The sequence below is a fragment of the Mycolicibacterium parafortuitum genome (assembly GCF_002086815.1).
Lineage (GTDB): Bacteria > Actinomycetota > Actinomycetes > Mycobacteriales > Mycobacteriaceae > Mycobacterium > Mycobacterium parafortuitum.
Window position 1 is genome coordinate 57,206 of record NZ_MVID01000029.1, and the last position, 18,478, is coordinate 75,683.

Annotated in this window: 16 protein-coding genes; 13 read left to right on the forward strand and 3 right to left on the reverse strand. The window is 71.1% G+C overall.

Annotated features, from left to right (window positions below):
• Genes idsA2 through BST38_RS24295 form a run of 3 tightly spaced genes read right to left on the reverse strand, consistent with a single transcriptional unit; the run spans position 1 to position 2,448 of the window.
• The gene (idsA2, locus tag BST38_RS24285; RefSeq protein WP_083146049.1) at positions 1-1,080 is read right to left on the reverse strand and encodes a bifunctional (2E,6E)-farnesyl/geranyl diphosphate synthase; all 1,080 of its coding nucleotides are present in this window, start codon (positions 1,078-1,080) and stop codon (positions 1-3) included.
• A gap of 43 nt (positions 1,081-1,123) precedes the next feature.
• Positions 1,124-1,819 (reverse strand): LppM family (lipo)protein, encoded by a 696-nt coding sequence (locus BST38_RS24290; protein ID WP_272818859.1) that lies wholly within the window; start codon positions 1,817-1,819, stop codon positions 1,124-1,126.
• 26 nt (positions 1,820-1,845) lie between these two features.
• Positions 1,846-2,448, reverse strand: coding sequence for a GNAT family N-acetyltransferase (locus tag BST38_RS24295; RefSeq protein WP_083146050.1), 603 nt, complete (start codon positions 2,446-2,448; stop codon positions 1,846-1,848).
• 218 nt (positions 2,449-2,666) lie between these two features.
• Here BST38_RS24295 and BST38_RS24300 point away from each other — a divergent pair, with 218 nt between their 5' ends.
• From BST38_RS24300 to BST38_RS24360, 13 genes are all read left to right on the forward strand, one after another.
• A complete protein-coding gene (locus BST38_RS24300; RefSeq protein WP_083146051.1) occupies positions 2,667-3,068 on the forward strand; it encodes an SCO2097 family morphological protein in 402 nt (133 codons plus the stop codon).
• 280 nt (positions 3,069-3,348) lie between these two features.
• Complete coding sequence (locus BST38_RS24305) at positions 3,349-3,783, forward strand: division/cell wall cluster transcriptional repressor MraZ (RefSeq protein WP_083146052.1); 435 nt, start codon at positions 3,349-3,351, stop codon at positions 3,781-3,783.
• Positions 3,758-4,891, forward strand: a complete 1,134-nt coding sequence (gene rsmH, locus BST38_RS24310; protein ID WP_181792054.1) for a 16S rRNA (cytosine(1402)-N(4))-methyltransferase RsmH — start codon at positions 3,758-3,760, stop codon at positions 4,889-4,891. The genes BST38_RS24305 and rsmH overlap by 26 nt, the downstream gene beginning before the upstream one ends.
• A complete protein-coding gene (ftsL, locus tag BST38_RS24315; RefSeq protein WP_083146054.1) occupies positions 4,888-5,910 on the forward strand; it encodes a cell division protein FtsL in 1,023 nt (340 codons plus the stop codon). The genes rsmH and ftsL overlap by 4 nt, the downstream gene beginning before the upstream one ends.
• Entirely contained in the window at positions 5,907-7,814 is a 1,908-nt protein-coding gene (locus BST38_RS24320; RefSeq protein ID WP_083146055.1) for a peptidoglycan D,D-transpeptidase FtsI family protein, read from the forward strand. The genes ftsL and BST38_RS24320 overlap by 4 nt, the downstream gene beginning before the upstream one ends.
• A gap of 55 nt (positions 7,815-7,869) precedes the next feature.
• A complete protein-coding gene (locus tag BST38_RS24325; RefSeq protein WP_083146079.1) occupies positions 7,870-9,390 on the forward strand; it encodes a UDP-N-acetylmuramoyl-L-alanyl-D-glutamate--2,6-diaminopimelate ligase in 1,521 nt (506 codons plus the stop codon).
• Positions 9,387-10,907: a UDP-N-acetylmuramoyl-tripeptide--D-alanyl-D-alanine ligase gene (locus tag BST38_RS24330; protein ID WP_083146056.1), complete on the forward strand. Its 1,521-nt coding sequence runs from the start codon at positions 9,387-9,389 to the stop codon at positions 10,905-10,907. The genes BST38_RS24325 and BST38_RS24330 overlap by 4 nt, the downstream gene beginning before the upstream one ends.
• Entirely contained in the window at positions 10,904-11,983 is a 1,080-nt protein-coding gene (mraY, locus tag BST38_RS24335) for a phospho-N-acetylmuramoyl-pentapeptide-transferase (RefSeq protein ID WP_083146057.1), read from the forward strand. Before BST38_RS24330 ends, mraY begins: the two co-directional genes overlap by 4 nt.
• Complete coding sequence (murD, locus tag BST38_RS24340) at positions 11,970-13,433, forward strand: UDP-N-acetylmuramoyl-L-alanine--D-glutamate ligase (protein ID WP_083146058.1); 1,464 nt, start codon at positions 11,970-11,972, stop codon at positions 13,431-13,433. Before mraY ends, murD begins: the two co-directional genes overlap by 14 nt.
• A 12-nt stretch (positions 13,434-13,445) precedes the next feature.
• Positions 13,446-15,014: a putative lipid II flippase FtsW gene (gene ftsW, locus BST38_RS24345; protein WP_083146059.1), complete on the forward strand. Its 1,569-nt coding sequence runs from the start codon at positions 13,446-13,448 to the stop codon at positions 15,012-15,014.
• Positions 15,011-16,114: an undecaprenyldiphospho-muramoylpentapeptide beta-N-acetylglucosaminyltransferase gene (gene murG / locus BST38_RS24350; protein WP_083146060.1), complete on the forward strand. Its 1,104-nt coding sequence runs from the start codon at positions 15,011-15,013 to the stop codon at positions 16,112-16,114. The genes ftsW and murG overlap by 4 nt, the downstream gene beginning before the upstream one ends.
• Positions 16,111-17,538: a UDP-N-acetylmuramate--L-alanine ligase gene (gene murC, locus BST38_RS24355; protein ID WP_083146061.1), complete on the forward strand. Its 1,428-nt coding sequence runs from the start codon at positions 16,111-16,113 to the stop codon at positions 17,536-17,538. Before murG ends, murC begins: the two co-directional genes overlap by 4 nt.
• Positions 17,535-18,437, forward strand: a complete 903-nt coding sequence (locus BST38_RS24360; RefSeq protein WP_083146062.1) for a cell division protein FtsQ/DivIB — start codon at positions 17,535-17,537, stop codon at positions 18,435-18,437. Before murC ends, BST38_RS24360 begins: the two co-directional genes overlap by 4 nt.
• Positions 18,438-18,478 lie beyond the last annotated feature (41 nt).

Consider the following 18,478-nt stretch of genomic DNA (forward strand, 5'->3'; position numbering starts at 1 on the left):
TCAGGCGGACCGGTTCGAGGCCAATCTGGCGAGCTCTGCCAGTCCGGCCTTGGCCTGCGCGTCGATCGGCACCGAGTTCAGGATGTCGAGTGCGCGACGGGTCAGGGTGTCGATCCGGCCTTCCACCGCGGCCAATGCGCCGACGGATTCGATCACCTGGCACAGCTCCTTGACCTGGGTGTCGGTCAGGTCGGTGCCGACCGAGCGGCGCAGCAGCTCGGCCGAGTCCGGATCGTGCTGGCCCGCGAGTTCGAGGGCCTCGGCGAGCAGTACCGTGCGTTTACCGGACCGCAGGTCGTCACCGGAGGGCTTACCGGTGACGGCGGGGTCGCCGTAGACACCGAGCACGTCGTCGCGAAGCTGGAACGCGACGCCGAGGCTGGTCCCGAGTTCGTGGAAGGCCTCCAGGATCTCGGGGCGCTCCGCCGCCGCCGCGGCGCCGAGCTGCAGCGGCCGGCTGATCGTGTACGAGGCGGTCTTGTAGATGTTCACCGTCAGCGCGGACGCGACGGTCTCGCTGCCGCTGGACTCGTTGACGATGTCGAGGTACTGGCCGCCGAGCACTTCGGTGCGGATGGCCGACCAGACGCGCTGGACCCGGCGATGAGCGTCGGCGCCGATCTCGGCGCCGGAGATGATGTCGTCGGCCCACACCAGCGACAGGTCCCCGAGCAGGATCGCCGCCGAGAGCCCGAACTGCTCCGGTGAGCCGTGCCAGCCGTTGGTGCGGTGGCGCTCGGTGAAGATCCGGTGCACGGTCGGCAGCCCGCGCCGCGTCGCCGACGCGTCGATCACGTCGTCGTGGACGAGCGCGCACGCATGCAGTAGCTCCAGCGCGGAGAACAGACGCAGAACCTCGGGGCCCGGCTCGGAACCGGCGACGGCGCGATATCCCCAGTACGCGAACGCGGGGCGCAACCGCTTGCCGCCGCGCAGCACGAACTCTTCGAGGGCCTCGGTCAGGACCGCGTAATCGGCGCCGATGTAGGCGGCGTCACGACGGCGCTCCCGAAGGTAGTCGCGCAGTTCATCGTTGACGGCTGCCGCCAGCTCGACGGCTGACGGTGCCGCTGCGTCCACGCTCAGCGGGCGCCCCTTTCTTCTCGGTCAAACCCCCGACTGTTCAGCGTAAAGCCTTCGGCTCCGGTGAGTCGCCCGGCCGCGGGGATCGGTCTCTGCTGTTGTAGGCCAGCCACCCGGTGATCCCGGCGACCAGCAGCGACGCGATGCCCAACCAGATCGCCGCACCGGTGAACGACCTGGCGCTGGGATCGGTGTAGCGGGCCTGGGCGGTCATCGTGCTGACCACGCCGGGGCGCAGCTTCCACTCGACCACCGAGGACGAGATCTGGTCGCCGTTGGTGGAGGTGACCTCACCGGGGAACGCGACCGACAACGACACGTCGGCTTCGGGGTCGTTCAGCGAGGTCAGATCGACGCGGCCCTCCAGGATCACCAGGTCGCCCGCGCGGCGCAGGGAGATGTCCACTCCGGCGGCGTCCCGGTTCATCGCCGCCAGCTGCGGCAGTTCGGCGAAGGTCAGGTCCGAGAAGGTCGCCTGCGAGCCGACGTAGTCGTCTCTGCTGTATTCGGAGACCGCGACCTTCTGCGCGAACGGCAGGTTGTTGAGCAGCTGCGGGCCCTGGTCGTCGTCATCGCGCGGGATCGAGGCGGCGATGATCTGACCGGAGACGCGGTCGTTGGGCGACACGGTGATGGAGGCCCGGACTCGGACACAACCGATCAGCGAAGGCGCGAGCACCAACAGCATCAGCATCAGCGCGAGCAGTCGCCTGCCGGTGCGGGGACGGGTCAGCACCTGGTCATCGTGCCAGACGGACTCGTTCAGGTCAGCGGGAGTGTGCGGCCGAGGATCGCGAACGCACGGGGGTCGCCCGCAAAGTGGTATCCGCGGATGACATCGGTGAAGCCGAGGCGGCGGTACAGCCGCCAGGCCCGGTTGTCCTCACCGTTGATCTCCGGGGTGGACAACAGCACCTGCCGTTCGGTGCGTCCGTCGAGCAACCGGCGGATCAGCGCCTCCCCGAGGCCGCGGCCCTGGGCGTGCGGGTGGATGTGCAGTTCGGTGAGCTCGAAGTAGCTGGTCATCAACTCCTCGATACGGGACCCGTCGGCGCCGCTGCGGCGCAGCCCCGAGATGACCTGCTGCTGCCACCACTGGTCGGGGGCGCCGCAGTAGCCGTAGGCGATCCCGAGCATCGGGGCGCTCGGTGGGGGAGCGTCCGGTGTGTCCCCGGCCATCTCGTCGGGGACCTCGACCGCGGCCACGGCCTTCCAGCCCTGCCTGCGGATGTGCTCCAGCCACATGGACGCCCGCTGGTGCTCGGTGCCGCGCGGGTAGCGCATGGCGTCGACGTAGATGGCCAGCGCGTCGCCGAGACGCTGCTGCATATCGGCGGGCGACAGCTCGATCAGACGTGTCGCCAAGGGTTCGCCCTCCCGGAGTTGGATCGTGCGGCCGCCTCCATTATTCGGGAAGTGGATGCGCTGACTCCCACCAGCGGTGTACGTCATAGAATCGGGCACTGAAGTAGGTGGTACGGCTTAGTTTCACCTCGTATCATTACTGTTAAGTGCCCGTACACGCGGGCATGCATGATTTCTTCGAACGACTGCGACGCCCCCACGGCAAGAGGGAGGGACGAATGCCACTCTCCGATCATGAGCAGCGCATGCTCGACCAGATCGAGAGCGCGCTCTATGCCGAGGACCCCAAGTTCGCGTCGAGCGTTCGGGGCGGCACTCTGCGCGCTCCGTCGACGCGGCGCCGTCTGCAGGGCGTCGCGCTGTTCGTGCTCGGCCTGGCGATGCTGGTGTCCGGTGTCGCGTTCAGGGCGACCTGGATCGGCAGCCTGCCCGTGCTGTCGGTGATCGGCTTCATCGTGATGTTCGGCGGTGTCATCTTCGCGATCACCGGGCCGCGCGTCGGCAAGGGCGAGCGGATCCCCAACGATCTGGCAGCTCAGCGTCAGAAACGTGCCAAGGGTGCCGGCGGTTCGTTCACCAGTCGGATGGAAGACCGGTTCCGCCGCCGCTTCGACGAGTAGATCCTCCATCTGGAACAGGGGCAGCCCATCGGGCTGCCCCTTCTTTTTGCCCCACATCTCCCCACCGGACCCGTTTGTGCAGGTGACAGCCGTCGAGGCGAGGCCCGCGGCAGACCGCCGGAGATGTCAGGCGGCGGCGAACACCCTGGAAGTGGGGCATGGGTGGAAACGCGCGGCAGTATTTGGAGCAAAGTGGGGGATTGTGGGGTAAAGTGGCGGACAACGGAGCGACCGGAGTTCCGTTACAGCAAGGCTTGAGCGAGGGCTGCGAGGTGGCGAGATGTTCTTCGGCACCTACACGCCCAAGCTCGATGACAAGGGGCGGCTGACGTTGCCCGCCAAGTTTCGCGACGCGCTGGCAGGAGGGTTGATGGTCACCAAGAGCCAAGATCACAGCCTGGCTGTCCACCCGCGGGCCGAGTTCGAGGAGATGATCGCCGAGATCTCGTCGAAGGCCAAGCGCGGAAATCCCCAGGCACGCGCGTATCTGCGCAACCTGGCCGCAAGCACCGACGAGCAGTACCCCGATGCACAAGGCCGCATCACGTTGTCACCTGAACACCGCCGCTACGCGAACCTGTCCAAGGAGTGCGTGGTGATCGGTTCGATCGACTTCCTGGAGATCTGGGACGCCCAGGCCTGGCAGGAATACCAGGAGCTACACGAAGAGAACTTCTCCGCGGCCAGCGATGAAGCACTCGGCGACATCCTCTGATCTGGCCCCCGGCCCGCAGGCCCGTGCAGTGTGGCCTCTGTCCGATCCGGCCCTGACGTACTTCCCCGACGTCAGGTTCGCGCTCTCGGGCAGGGACCTCACTGCAGGGGCCGCCCCGATTCCTCGAAGTGCAGCCATGGTGGATGACCAGCCTCATATCCCGGTCCTGCTGGACCGGTGCGTCGAACTTCTGGCGCCCGCCCTGACGCGCGTCAGCGCCGACGGGGCCGGGGCGACGATCGTCGACGCCACCCTCGGCGCCGGCGGGCATTCGGAACGGTTCCTGACGCAGTTCCCGGCCGTGCGCCTGATCGGACTCGACCGCGACCCCGACGCGCTGCACATCGCCGGACAGCGGCTGGCGCCGTTCGCCGACCGGGTCACGCTGGTGCGCACCCGCTACGACGGGATCGCCGACGCGGTCGCCGACGCCGCGGGCGGCAGTGTGGACGCGATCCTGTTCGACCTCGGAGTGTCCTCGATGCAACTCGACCGGGTCGAGCGCGGCTTCTCCTACGCCAGCGACGCGCCGCTGGACATGCGGATGGATTCCGGATCGGATCTGACCGCCGCCCAGATCCTGAACACCTACGACGAACGGGCGCTGGCCCGGGTGCTGCGCGAGTACGGCGAGGAGAAGTTCGCCGGCCGCATCGCCGCGCATGTCGTCCGGCGCCGCAAGACCGAGCCGTTCGAGACCACCGGACAACTGGTCGAACTTCTCTACCAGGCCATCCCGGCCCCGGCCCGCCGCACCGGCGGCCATCCCGCCAAACGCACGTTCCAGGCGCTGCGCATCGAGGTCAACGCGGAGCTGGACTCGCTGCGTGCCGCGATCCCGGCGGCGCTGCGATCGCTGCGCCCGCACGGCCGGCTGGCGGTGATGGCCTATCAGTCGCTGGAGGACCGGATCGTCAAGACGGCCTTCGCCGCCGCGACCGCATCGCGCACCCCGCCCGGGCTGCCGGTCGAATTGCCAGGGCACGGGCCCGAATTCACGTCGCTGACCCGCGGTGCCGAGCGCGCCGACGCGGAAGAGATCGAACGGAACCCGAGAAGCGCCCCCGTCCGGTTGCGCGCAGTGGAAAAAGTTGGGGGAGAGCGATGAAGGCGAAGAAGCCACCACGCGACGGCGTCCGCACCCGCGACAGGGAGCGCACAGCGCAGCCACGGGCCAAGCGCGCCGGCGCTCGCGAGGCCAAGCGGATGCCCACCGACGCCCCGCCGCGCGGCCGCAAGGCGACGCGCGACGGGCGCCCGCAGCGGTCCGCGCCGCGGTCCACACCGTCCTCCCGCCCGGTCGACACCCCGGCGCGGCCGAAGAGCGCGACCCAGGCCAAGGCACGCGCCAAGGCCCGGAAGGCCAAGGCTCCCAAGGTTGTCCGGCCCCCACTGCGTGAACGGCTGCTGGTCCGTCTGGCCTCGATCGACCTGAACCCGCGTCGCCTGGTCTCGCGGGTGCCGTTCGTCGTGCTGGTCATCGCGGCGCTCGGCGTCGGCCTCGGTGTGACGCTGTGGCTGTCCACCGACGCCGCCGAACGGTCCTACCGGCTCGGCAGCGCGCGCCAGGTCAACCAGGCGCTGATGCAGCAGAAAGAGGCTCTCGAGCGCGACGTGCTGCAGGCCCAGGCCGCGCCCGCGCTCGCCGAGGCGGCCCGCGAACTGGGCATGATCCCGTCCCGGGACACCGCGCACCTGGTGCAGGATCCGGCCGGCAACTGGGTGGTGGTCGGCACGCCCAAACCGGCCGAAGGCGTTCCGCCGCCGCCGCTGAACCCGCCGTTGCCCGACCCGGTGCCTCCGGCGCCGCCCGCCCCGCGCGTCGTGGAACCTCGCGAGGTCCCGGTGCGCGTGCCGACGGCGCCGTCCGCCGGACTGCCCGCCCTGCCGCTGGCGGTGCCGGGACTCGAAGTGCCGCAAGTACTTCCGGTGCCCGGCGCGGTGCCAGGGGCGGTGCCGGGGGTGGTGCCCGGCGTGGTGCCGCCCGCAGCCGTGCCGCCCGGGGAGATGCCGCACGCGGTGTCAGGAGATCTGCCGATGCCGGGACCGATCGAGCCGGCACCCGCCCCCGCGCCGATTCCCGCGCCGGCGCCGGCGCCCGTGCCCGTGCCTGAGGCGGGCGTGTGAGCCGGCAGGCCGAGCCGGGCAAGGCGATCGCGAAGGCGCCGACCCAGGAACGCTCCGCCCGGGCCCGGCGCACCCGCCAGCCCGCTCCCCCGACCGGTTTGCGCAGTGCGTCGTTCGTGTTCCGGCACCGCGCGGGCAATGCGGCGATCTTCCTGCTCCTCGTCATCGCGGCCGCCCAGCTGTTCACGCTCCAGGTGCCCAAGGCCGAGGGGCTGCGCGCCGAGGCGGCCGGTCAGCTCAAGGTCACCGACATCGATCCCGCGCTGCGCGGGTCGATCGTCGACCGCAACGGCGACAAGCTAGCCTTCACGATCGAGGCCAGGGCGCTGACGTTCCAGCCGGTCCGGGTGCGCAAGCAACTCGACGAGGCCAGGGCGAAGTCCAGCGACGCACCCGAACCCGACGCCCGGCTGCGGGAGATCGCCGCCGAGGTGTCGCAACGGTTGGGCGGTAAACCCGACACCGCGACCGTCCTCAAGAAGCTGCGCAGCAACGAGACGTTCGTCTATCTCGCCCGTGCGGTCGACCCGGCCATCTCCGACGCGATCATCAAGAAGTTCCCCGAGGTCGGCGCCGAGCGCCAGGATCTGCGCCAGTATCCCGGCGGGTCGCTGGCCGCCAACATCATCGGCGGCATCGACTGGGACGGGCACGGCCTTCTCGGGCTTGAGGATTCGCTGGACTCCGTGCTCGCGGGCACCGACGGATCGGTCACCTACGACCGCGGTTCCGACGGTGTGGTCATCCCGGGCAGCTACCGGAACCGCCATCACGCCGTCAACGGTTCGACGGTCGAGCTGACCATCGACGACGACATCCAGTTCCACGTGCAGCAGCAGGTGCAGCTGGCCAAGGACGCCTCCGGGGCCAAGAACGCCTCGGCCGTCGTGCTCGACGCCAAAACCGGTGAGGTGCTGGCGATGTCGAACGACAACACGTTCAACCCGGCGCAGGACATCAGCCGTCAGGATCACCGCCAACTGGGCAACCTGCCGGTGTCGTCGCCGTTCGAGCCCGGCTCGGTGAACAAGATGATCACCGCCGCCGCGGTGATCGAGAACAAGCTGACCACCCCGGACGAGGTGCTGCAGGTCCCCGGCTCCATCCACATGGGCGGCGTCACCGTCGGCGACGCGTGGGAGCACGGCGTGATGCCTTACACCACAACGGGTGTGTTCGGGAAGTCGTCGAACGTCGGGACGCTGATGCTGGCGCAGCGGCTCGGGCCGGAGAAGTTCGCCGACATGCTCAGGCTGTTCGGCCTCGGGCAGCGCACCGGGGTCGGGCTGCCCGGTGAGAGCCCGGGCCTGGTCCCGCCGATCGATCAGTGGTCGGGCAGCACCTTCTCCAATCTCCCGATCGGGCAGGGTCTTTCGATGACCCTGTTGCAGATGACCGCGATCTACCAGGCCATCGCCAACGACGGTGTGCGGATCCCGCCGCGAATCCTCAAGGCGACCGTCGCGCCCGACGGAAGCCGCAGCGAGGAGCCTCGCCCGGACGGTATCCGGGTGGTGTCCGCCGAGACCGCGCGCACCGTGCGCGACATGTTCCGGTCGGTGGTGCAGCGCGATCCGCGCGGCATCCAGCAGGGCACGGGCCCGCAGGCCGCCGTCGAGGGATACCAGATCGCGGGCAAGACCGGCACCGCCCAGCAGATCAACCCCGCGTGCGGCTGCTACTACAGCGACGTCTACTGGATCACCTTCGCCGGGATGGCCCCGGCCGACGACCCCCGCTACGTGATCGGCGTGATGCTCGACGCGCCGCATCGCGCCGCCGACGGCTCGCCGGGCTCCTCGGCCGCGCCGCTGTTCCACACCATCGCGTCGTGGCTGCTGCAGCGGGAGAACGTGCCGCTGTCGCCGGATCCGGGTGCGCCGCTGACGCTTCAGGCCGGGTGAAAAGGCGGCGCGACGGGGGAATCGGACCTCCGGTGATCGGTACTGTGTGATCGCCATGAATCTGCGCCCCACCCATCCCGTCGGTCTCCCGCTCTCCGCGCTCTCCGGCCTGGTGTCCGCCGAGCCCGTCCCCGCGGTGCCGGACGTCCAGGTCACCGGTGTGACGCTGCGCGGGCAGGACGCGGTGCCGGGGGACCTGTTCGCCGCGCTGCCCGGCGCGAAGGCCCACGGTGCGCGCTACGCCGCCGACGCCGTCACGCGCGGCGCTGTCGCGGTGCTGACCGACCCCGAAGGCGCGGCCGAGGCCGGCGACCTCGGGGTCCCGGTGTTGCTGCACCCGAACCCGCGCGCCGTGCTCGGCGAGGTCGCATCGGCGGTCTACGGTCGGCCGTCGCAGAAGCTGCGGGTGATCGGGGTGACCGGCACCTCGGGCAAGACCACCACGACCTACCTGGTCGAGGCGGGTTTGCGGGCGGCGGGCCGGGTCGCGGGCCTGATCGGCACCGTCGGGGTCCGCATCGACGGGCACCAACAGCCGGGTGGCCTGACGACGCCGGAGGCCCCCGACCTGCAGGCGCTGCTCGCGGTGATGCTGGAGCAGGGGGTGGACACCGTGGTGATGGAGGTGTCCAGCCACGCGCTGACGCTCGGCCGGGTGGACGGCGTCTGCTTCGCCGTCGGCGGTTTCTCCAACCTGTCGCGCGACCACCTCGACTTCCACCCGACCATGCAGGACTACTTCGAGGCCAAGGCCCGGCTGTTCGACCCGGCCTCACCGATCCACGCCCAGCAGGCGGTGGTGTGCGTCGACGACGAGTGGGGCAGGGCCCTGACCGAGCGTGTCCCGGACGCGGTGACCGTCAGCGCCACCGGGCCCGCCGACTGGCACGTGGACGAGATCCGCTCGGTCGACGGCGGTGTGCAGGATTTCCTGGCGGTCGACCCGGCCGGGGTGCACCACGGTCTGGAGATCGGGTTGCCCGGCGGCTACAACATCGCGAACTGTCTGCTCGCGGTCGCGCTGCTGGATGCGGTCGGTGTGTCGCCGGAACAGGCCGCGCCCGGGCTGCGGGATGCGACGGTGCCGGGACGGCTGGAGGCCGTGGACCGCGGACAGGAATTCCTTGCGCTGGTCGACTACGCCCACAAACCAGGTGCGCTGCAGGCGGTGCTGCAGACCCTGCGCGCCCAGTGCACGGGACGCCTGGCGGTGGTGTTCGGCGCAGGCGGCAACCGGGACCAGGGCAAGCGTGAACCGATGGGCCGGGTCGCGGCCGAACTGGCCGACCTGGTCGTGGTCACCGACGACAACCCGCGCGACGAGGATCCGGCCGAGATCCGCGCGGCGATCCTGCGCGGCGCCGGGGTCGCCGTCGGCGAGGTCGTCGAGATCGGGGACCGGCGTGCGGCCATCGCCCACGCGGTGGCCTGGGCGGGTACCGGCGACATCGTGCTGATCGCGGGCAAGGGACACGAGGCCGGCCAGACCAGCCGCGGACACACCACGCCATTCGACGACCGCGAGGAACTGGCCGCGGCGCTGGACGCGCTGCAGACTGGGCGGTCGCCGCGATGATCGAGTTGACGCTGGCCCAGGTCGCCGAGATCGTCGGTGGCCGTCTCTCCGACGTGTCTGCCGCCGAGGCCGAACGCATCCGTATCACCGGCACCGTCGAGTTCGACTCGCGCGCGGTGACCGAGGGCGGACTGTTCCTCGCGCTGCCCGGAGCCCGCACCGACGGGCACGACTTCGCCGCCGCCGCCGTCGAATCGGGTGCCGCGGCGGTGCTGGCCGCCCGCCCGGTCGGCGTGCCCGCCGTAGTGGTAGATCCCGTAGTGGTAGATCCCGTCGTGGTCGATCCGGTGGTGGAGCACCCCGCCGGTACCGCGGGGGTGCTCGAACACGACGCCGACGGTTCCGGGGCCGCGGTGCTCGCCGCGCTGGCGAAGCTGGCGGCCGCGGTCGCCGCGAAGCTCGTCGAGGGCGGGCTGACCATCATCGGCATCACCGGCTCGTCGGGCAAGACCTCGACGAAGGACCTGATCGCCGCGGTGCTCGCTCCGCTCGGCGAGGTGATCGCCCCACCCGGGTCGTTCAACAACGAACTCGGTCACCCGTGGACGGTGCTGCGCGCGACCGAATCCACCGACTACCTGGTGCTGGAGATGTCGGCGCGGCACCCCGGCAACATCGCCGCGCTTGCCCGTATCGCAACGCCCGCCATCGGGGCGGTGCTCAACGTCGGCACCGCGCACCTCGGCGAGTTCGGCTCCCGCGAAGCCATCGCCGCGACGAAATCCGAACTGGTGCAGGCGGTTCCGGAATCGGGCGTGGCGATCCTCAATGCGGACGACCCCGCGGTGGCCGCGATGGCGGACAAGACCGTCGCGCGGGTGGTGCGCGTCGGGCGCGACGCCCCGGGTGCCGACGTCAGCGCCGACAGCATCAGCCTCGACCCGCTGGCGCGGCCCACGTTCACGCTGCGGGCGGGCGCCGAGACGGTACCGGTGACCCTCGCGGTGCACGGCGACCACCAGGTCTCCAATGCGTTGATCGCCGCGGCCGTCGCGTTGGAGTGCGGCGCGACGCCGCAGCAGATCGCCGCCGCGCTCGCCGCCGCCGGGCCGGTGTCGCGGCACCGGATGCAGGTCAGTACCCGGGCCGACGGTGTCACGGTGGTCAACGACGCGTACAACGCGAACCCGGACTCGATGCAGGCCGGGCTGAAAGCGCTGGCGTGGATGAGCCGGGGCGGCACACCGAAACGCCGCAGCTTCGCGGTATTGGGCGAGATGGCCGAGCTCGGCGAGGACGCCATTACCGAGCATGACCGCATCGGCCGGCTGGCGGTGCGCTTAGATGTCTCTCGACTCATCGTCGTCGGATCCGGGAGGCCTATGAGCGCCATGCTGCACGGTGCGGTCATGGAAGGGTCGTGGGGTTCCGAGGCGACGCAGGTCGCCGACGCCGACGCGGCGCTGGCGCTGCTGCGCGACGAGCTGCGGCCCGGCGACGTCGTGCTGGTGAAGGCCTCCAACTCCGCGGGCCTGGGTGCGCTGGCCGAGACACTGGCGACGGAGGGCGGCCGATGAGGCAGATCCTGATCGCCGTCGCGATCGCGGTGGCGGTGTCGATCCTGTTGACCCCGGCGCTGATCCGGTTGTTCACCAAACAGGGATTCGGCCACGAGATCCGTGAGGACGGGCCGCCGAGCCATCACAAGAAGCGCGGCACCCCGTCGATGGGCGGCGTCGCGATCCTGGCCGGCATGTGGGCGAGCTACTTCGGCACCCACCTGGTCGGCGTGCTGATCGACGGCAAGGGGCCGTCGGCGTCGGGTCTGCTGGTGCTCGGCCTGGCCACCTCGCTGGGTGTGGTCGGGTTCCTCGACGACATGATCAAGTTGCGCCGGGCCCGCAACCTGGGGCTGAACAAGACCGCGAAGACGATCGGCATCCTGGTCGCGGCGGTGCTGTTCGGTGTGCTGGCGCTGCAGTTCGCCAACGCCGACGGCCTGACCCCGGGCAGCCCGGAGCTGTCCTACGTCCGCGAGATCGCGACGGTCACGCTGGCACCTGCGGTGTTCGTGCTGTTCTGCGTCGTGATCGTCAGCGCGTGGTCGAACGCGGTGAACTTCACCGACGGCCTCGACGGGCTGGCCGCCGGTGCGATGGCGATGGTGTGCGCGGCCTACGTGCTGATCACGTTCTGGCAGTTCCGCAATGCGTGCGCGACCGCGCCCGGCGTCGGCTGCTACAACGTCCGTGATCCGCTGGACCTGGCGATCATCGCGGCGGGGACCGCGGGCGCGTGTATCGGCTTCCTGTGGTGGAACGCCGCGCCCGCCAAGATCTTCATGGGTGACACCGGATCGCTGGCGCTGGGCGGCGTGATCGCCGGCCTGTCGGTCACCAGCCGCACCGAGATGCTGGCCGTCGTGCTCGGCGCGCTGTTCGTCGCCGAGGTCACCTCGGTCGTCGTGCAGATCCTCGCGTTCCGCACCACCGGCCGCCGGGTGTTCCGGATGGCGCCGTTCCACCACCACTTCGAGTTGGTCGGCTGGGCCGAGACCACGGTGATCATCCGGTTCTGGCTGTTGACCGCGATCGCGTGCGGGCTCGGTGTCGCGCTCTTCTACAGCGAATGGCTGACCACTGTCGGGGCCTGACGTGGAGGGCCTTGTCGGGCTGTCCGTTCTGGTCACCGGCGCGCGGGTGACCGGCGAGGCGATCCTGGCGGCACTGACCTCGCTCGGGGCGCGGCCCACCGTCACCGACGACAGCGAGCCGGCGCGCGCCGCGCTGGCCCAGCGCGGCGTCGACGTCGCCGCTCCGGCCGACGCGGTGGCCCGTATCTCCGGCTTCGACCTGGTCGTGACCAGCCCCGGGTTCCCGCCGACGGCGCCGGTGCTGGCCGCGGCCGCCGCGCACGGTGTCCCGGTGTGGGGCGACGTCGAGCTGGCCTGGCGGCTGGACCGGTCGGGCCGGTTCGGTCCGCCCCGGAAGTGGCTCGTGGTGACCGGCACGAACGGCAAGACCACCACCACCTCGATGCTGTTCGCGATGCTGGAGGCCGCCGGCAGGAGCGCGGTGCTGTGCGGCAACATCGGCGATCCGGTGCTGGCGATGCTGGACAGACCGGCCGAGGTGCTGGCCGTCGAACTGTCCAGCTTCCAGCTGCACTGGGCGCCGTCGCTGCGGCCCGAGGCCGGCGCGGTACTCAACGTGGCCGAGGACCACCTCGACTGGCACGGCTCGATGGCGGCCTACGCGCAGGACAAGGGCCGCGCGCTGACCGGTCGGGTCGCTGTCGGCGGGCTCGACGATCCGATCGCGGCCGGGCTGCTGGCCGATGCGCCTGCGCCGGTGAAGGCCGGGTTCCGGCTCGGCGAGCCGGGGCCGGGCGAACTGGGCGTGCGCGACGGCGTGCTGGTCGACAACGCGTTCGGCGACGGTCTGGTGCTCGCGCCCGCGGACAGCATCACCGTCGGTGGTCCGGTCGGCGTACTCAACGCGCTGGCCGCGGCGGCACTGGCCCGCGCGGTGGATGTGCCCGCGGACGCGATCGCCACCGCGCTGGCGGGCTTCCAGGTCGGCAGGCACCGCGCCGAGGTGGTCGCGACCGCAGACGGCATCACCTACGTCGACGATTCGAAGGCCACCAACCCGCACGCCGCGCACGCGTCGATCAGCGCGTTCCCGCGGGTGGTGTGGATCGCGGGCGGGTTGCTCAAAGGCGCCTCGGTCGACGAGTTGGTCGCCGCGACGGCCGATCGGCTGGCCGGTGCGGTGCTGATCGGCCGTGATCGCGCGGCCGTCGGTAACGCTTTGGCGCGACACGCGCCGGATGTCCCCGTCGTCGAGCTTGTGACGGGGGAGGATTCTGTGGTGCTTGAGAAAGATGAGTCTGGTGTTACTCGTGTGACTCGAGTGGTTCAGGTGGGGGAGCAGTCGCTGTCCGAGGCGGTGATGGGCGCCGCCGTCGACGCCGCACAGCGCCTGGCCCGGCCCGGCGACACCGTGCTGCTGGCCCCCGCCGGTGCATCATTCGACCAGTTCAGCAGCTACGGCCATCGCGGTGACGCGTTCGCCGCGGCGGTCCACGCAGCGCTGCGGTAACCGGGCGCGCCAGTGAGCAACATCCTGAGCCGGTTGCGCCACCGCCGCGCCAACCCGGCCGCCTCGCCGGATGCCGCGGTCTCCGCGGCCGACGGTGCGCTGCCCATGCCGCGCACCCGCGTCGGGGCGTGGCTGGGCCGCCCGATGACGTCGTTCCACCTGATCGTCGCGATCACCGTGCTGCTGCTCACCATGGGCCTGACGATGGTGCTGTCGGCCTCCGGTGTCTACTCCTACGACCAGGAGGGCTCACCCTGGTCGGTGTTCGCCAAGCAGTTGCTGTGGACGATCATCGGGCTGTTCGGGTTCTATATCGCGCTGCGGCTGCCCGTCGCGGTGATGCGGAGGTTCGCGTTCACCGGGTTCGCGTTCACGATCGTGCTGCTGGTGCTGGTGCTGATTCCCGGAATCGGCAAGGTGGCCAACGGTTCCCGCGGCTGGTTCGTCGTCGCCGGGTTCTCGATGCAGCCCTCGGAGCTGGCCAAGATCGCGTTGGCGATCTGGGGTGCGCACCTGCTCGCCGCGCGGCGCATGGAGCACGCGTCGCTGCGCGAGATGCTGGTGCCCCTGGTGCCCGCCACGGTGATCGCGCTGGCGCTGATCGTCGCGCAGCCCGACCTCGGGCAGACGCTGTCGATGGGCGTCATCCTGCTCGGCCTGCTCTGGTACGCGGGCCTGCCGCTGCGGGTGTTCCTGGCCTCGCTCGGTGCGGTGCTGGTCTCCGGTGTCGTGCTGGCCCTGGCCGAGGGCTACCGCTCGGCGCGCGTGCAGTCCTGGCTGAACCCCGGCGCCGACAGCCAGGGCGCGGGCTATCAGGCCCGGCAGGCCCGGTTCGCGCTGGCCAACGGCGGCGTCTTCGGCGACGGTCTCGGGCAGGGCACCGCCAAGTGGAACTACCTGCCCAACGCGCACAACGACTTCATCTTCGCGATCATCGGCGAGGAACTCGGCTTCGTCGGCGCCGCGGGCCTGCTGGTGCTGTTCGGCCTGTTCGGCTACACCGGGATGCGCATCGCGCGCCGCTCGGCCGACCCGTTCCTGCGCCTGCTCACCGCCACCGCGACGCTGTGGATCCTGTCCCAGGTCTTCATCAACGTCGGCTACGTCGTCGGCCTGCTGCCCGTGACGGGTCTGCAGTTGCCGCTGATCTCCTCGGGCGGCACCTCGACGGCGACCACGCTGTTCATGATCGGCATCATGGCCAACGCCGCCCGTCACGAACCGGAGGCGGTCGCCGCGCTGCGCGCCGGCCGCGACGACCGGGTCAACCGCTTCCTGCGGCTGCCGTTGCCCGCGCCCTACGTCCCGACCCGCACCGAGGCGCTGCGCGACCGGTTGCGCAAGCGTCCGGAGCGCACCGGGAAGCCGAAGAAGGCGGCCAAGCCTGCAAAATCGGGAAAGGCCGCGAAATCGGGGAAGGCGGCACGAGCCGAGAAGCCCGAGAAGAAGAAGCCGCGGGCCCGCACCACCTCGACCGCGCGCCACCCGGTGCGGTCGGGACGGTCCTCCGGCGACTACGGTGATACCCGGCGTAATCAGGGCCGACGGGCCCGCACACTGGAAGGTCAGCGTTACGGGTGACAGGGTTTTCGGTCCTCCTTGCCGGGGGTGGCACGGCAGGCCACATCGAACCCGCGATGGCGGTCGCCGACGCCCTGGTCGAGCTCGACCCGGGTGTGCGGATCACCGCGCTGGGCACCGAGCGGGGTCTGGAGACCCGGCTGGTCCCGCAGCGCGGCTACGACCTTGAGCTGATCACCCCGGTGCCGCTGCCGCGCAAGCTCTCCGGCGACTTGCTGAGGTTGCCGTTGCGGGTGCGCCGCGCGGTGAAGCAGACGCGGGCGGTGCTCGACGCCGTCGACGCCGACGTGGTCATCGGGTTCGGCGGCTACGTCGCAGTACCTGCCTACCTCGCCGCCCGGCGGCGGGTTCCGGTGGTGGTGCACGAGGCGAACGCGAGCGCCGGGTGGGCCAACAAGGTCGGCGCCCGGATCGCGCAGCGCGTGCTGTCCGCGGTGCCCGATCCCGGGCTGGGCCGTGTGGAGGTGGTCGGGGTCCCTGTGCGTGCGGCGATCACGTCGCTGGACCGGGTGGCGCTGCGGGCCGAGGCGCGCGCGTACTTCGGCTTCGCCGACGACGCCAGGGTGCTGCTGGTGTTCGGCGGTTCCCAGGGCGCGCAGTCGCTCAACCGCGCGGTCTCGGGCGCCGCGGAAAGCCTTGCCGCAGCCGGGATCTCGGTGCTGCACGCGCACGGCCCGAAGAACGTCCTCGATCTGCGCACACCGCAACCGGGCGACCCGCCGTACGTCGCACTGCCGTACCTGGACCGGATGGATCTCGCGTACGCGGCCGCCGACCTGGCGGTCTGCCGGTCCGGGGCGATGACCGTCGCCGAGGTCAGCGCGGTGGGTCTGCCCGCCGTGTACGTGCCGCTGCCGATCGGCAACGGCGAGCAGCGCCTCAACGCGCTTCCGGTGGTGCAGGCCGGCGGCGGCCTCCTCGTCGACGACCAGTCGCTGACACCGGAATTCGTCGCGCGCACGGTGACCGAACTGCTCACCGACTCCGACAGGCTGGCGGAGATGACGTCCGCGGCCGTGCTGGCCGGCCATCCGGAGGCCGCGACACGGGTCGCCGAGATCGCGCTCGAGGTGGCGCGCGGGGCCGGGAGCCGGCGATGACCGGTCACCACCCCGCGACGCTGCCCGCCGAACTGCAGCGGGTGCACATGGTCGGGATCGGCGGTGCCGGGATGTCGGGCATCGCCAGGATTCTGCTGGACCGGGGCGCGCAGGTCTCCGGGTCCGATGCCAAGGAGTCCCGCGGCATCGTCGCGCTGCGGGCGCGCGGTGCCCAGGTGCGGATCGGGCACGACCCGTCCGCGCTCGACATACTGCCCGGCGGGCCGACCGCGGTGGTGACGACGCACGCGGCGATCCCGAAGACCAACCCCGAACTCGTCGAAGCGGGCAGGCGCGGTATCCCGGTGATCCTGCGGCCCGCGGTGCTGGCCCGGCTGATGGACGGCTACACGACGGTGCTGATCACCGGCACCCACGGCAAGACGTCGACCACCTCGATGACCATCGTGGCGTTGCAGCACTGCGGATTCGATCCGTCGTTCGCCGTCGGCGGCGACATCGGTCAGTCGGGTACCAACGCCCATCACGGCAGCGGGGGCACGTTCGTCGCCGAGGCCGACGAGAGTGACGGGTCGCTGCTCGAGTACACCCCCGATGTCGCGGTCGTCACCAACATCGAGGCCGACCACCTGGACTTCTACGGCACCGTCGAGGCCTATACCGCGGTCTTCGACCAGTTCGTCGATCGCATCAAACCCGATGGCGCGCTTGTGGTCTGTGTCGACGACCCGGGTGCGGCCGCGCTGGCCGACCGCGCGCGTCAGCGCGGTGTCCGGGTGCTGCGCTACGGCAGCGAGCCCGGACTGGAGGCCACCCTGCTGGACTGGGCGCAGCAGGGCACCGGCGCGGTGGCCGAGATCGAACTCGGGGCGCAGCGGCTGCCACGGACGATGCGACTGTCCGTGCCGGGCAGGCACATGGCGCTGAATGCGCTCGCCGCGCTGCTGGCCGCCGTCGAGGCCGGCGCCGACGTCGACGCGGTGCTCGACGGGCTGGCCGGATTCGACGGTGTGCGACGCCGTTTCGAGCTCGTCGGAACCGCCAACGGCGTGCGCGTGTTCGACGACTACGCCCACCACCCGACCGAGGTGCGCGCCGCGCTGACCGCGTTGCGTGCCGTCGCCGAGCAGGCAGGTACCGGCCGCACCGTCGCGGTGTTCCAGCCCCACCTGTATTCGCGCACAGAGACTTTCGCCGCGGAGTTCGCCGCCGCGCTGAGCACCGCCGACGAGGTCTTCGTGCTGGACGTGTACGCCGCGCGCGAGCAGCCGCTGGCCGGGGTCAGCGGTGCCACCATCGCCGACGCGGTCACCGTGCCGGTGACCTATGTTCCGGACTTCTCCGCGGTGGCGGCGCGGGTCGCGGCCGTGGTCGCGCCCGGGGACGTGGTCGTCACGATGGGCGCCGGTGACGTCACGCTGCTCGGCAACGAGATCCTCGCCGAGGTGCGGGCCCGGACATGACCGAGCCGACCGAACCCGCCGCCGAGTCGGAGGCCCCGGCGGAGAACCCGGGGGAGAACCCGCCCGAACCCGACGGCGAGGACACCGAGGGTCCGCGGCGCCGGGCCCGGCGCGAACGCGAGGAGCGGCGCGCCGCCCAGGCCCGGGCCCGCGCGATCGAGACGGCCCGCGCGGAGGCCAAGCGCAAGGTGATGGGCGCCGAGGCGCCGCAGCCCAAGACGCTGGGCCGCGGCACGGTGCGCGGTCTGAAGCTGCTGATGTGGACGGCCCTGCTCGCGGTCGTCGTGGTCGGGATCGGGCTGCTGCTGTACTTCACCCCGATCATGTCGGCGCGCAGCATCGTGGTCGTCGGGGTCGGCGCGGTGACCCAGGACGAGGTGGTCGCCGCGGCCGCTGTCGCGCCGGGCACCCCGCTGCTGCAGGTCAACACCGACGCTGTCGCGGAGCGGGTGGCCGGGATCCGCCGGGTCGCGTCGGCGCGGGTGCAGCGCCAGTACCCGTCGACGCTGCGGATCACGATCGTCGAGCGGGTGCCGGTGGTGCTGCGCGACTATCCGGACGGCGTGCACCTGTTCGACAAGGACGGCGTCGACTTCGCGACCGCACCGCCGCCGCCGGGCATCCCGTACCTGGACACCGAGAACCCCGGCCCCGGTGATCCGGCCACGCAGGCCGCGCTGCAGGTGATGACGTCGCTGCGCCCGGACGTGGCCGTCCAGGTCGGTCGCGTGTCGGCGCCGTCGGTGGCGGCGATCACGCTGACCTTGATCGACGGCCGGACCGTGGTGTGGGGGACCACCGACCGCACCGAGGAAAAGGCCCTCAAGCTGGCCGCGCTGCTGACCCAGCCCGGTCAGGTCTACGACGTGTCGAGCCCGGACCTGCCGACCGTCAAGTAGCGAGAAACAAATTTGGTCGTGTCGTTTCGGCGCGCCTGCCC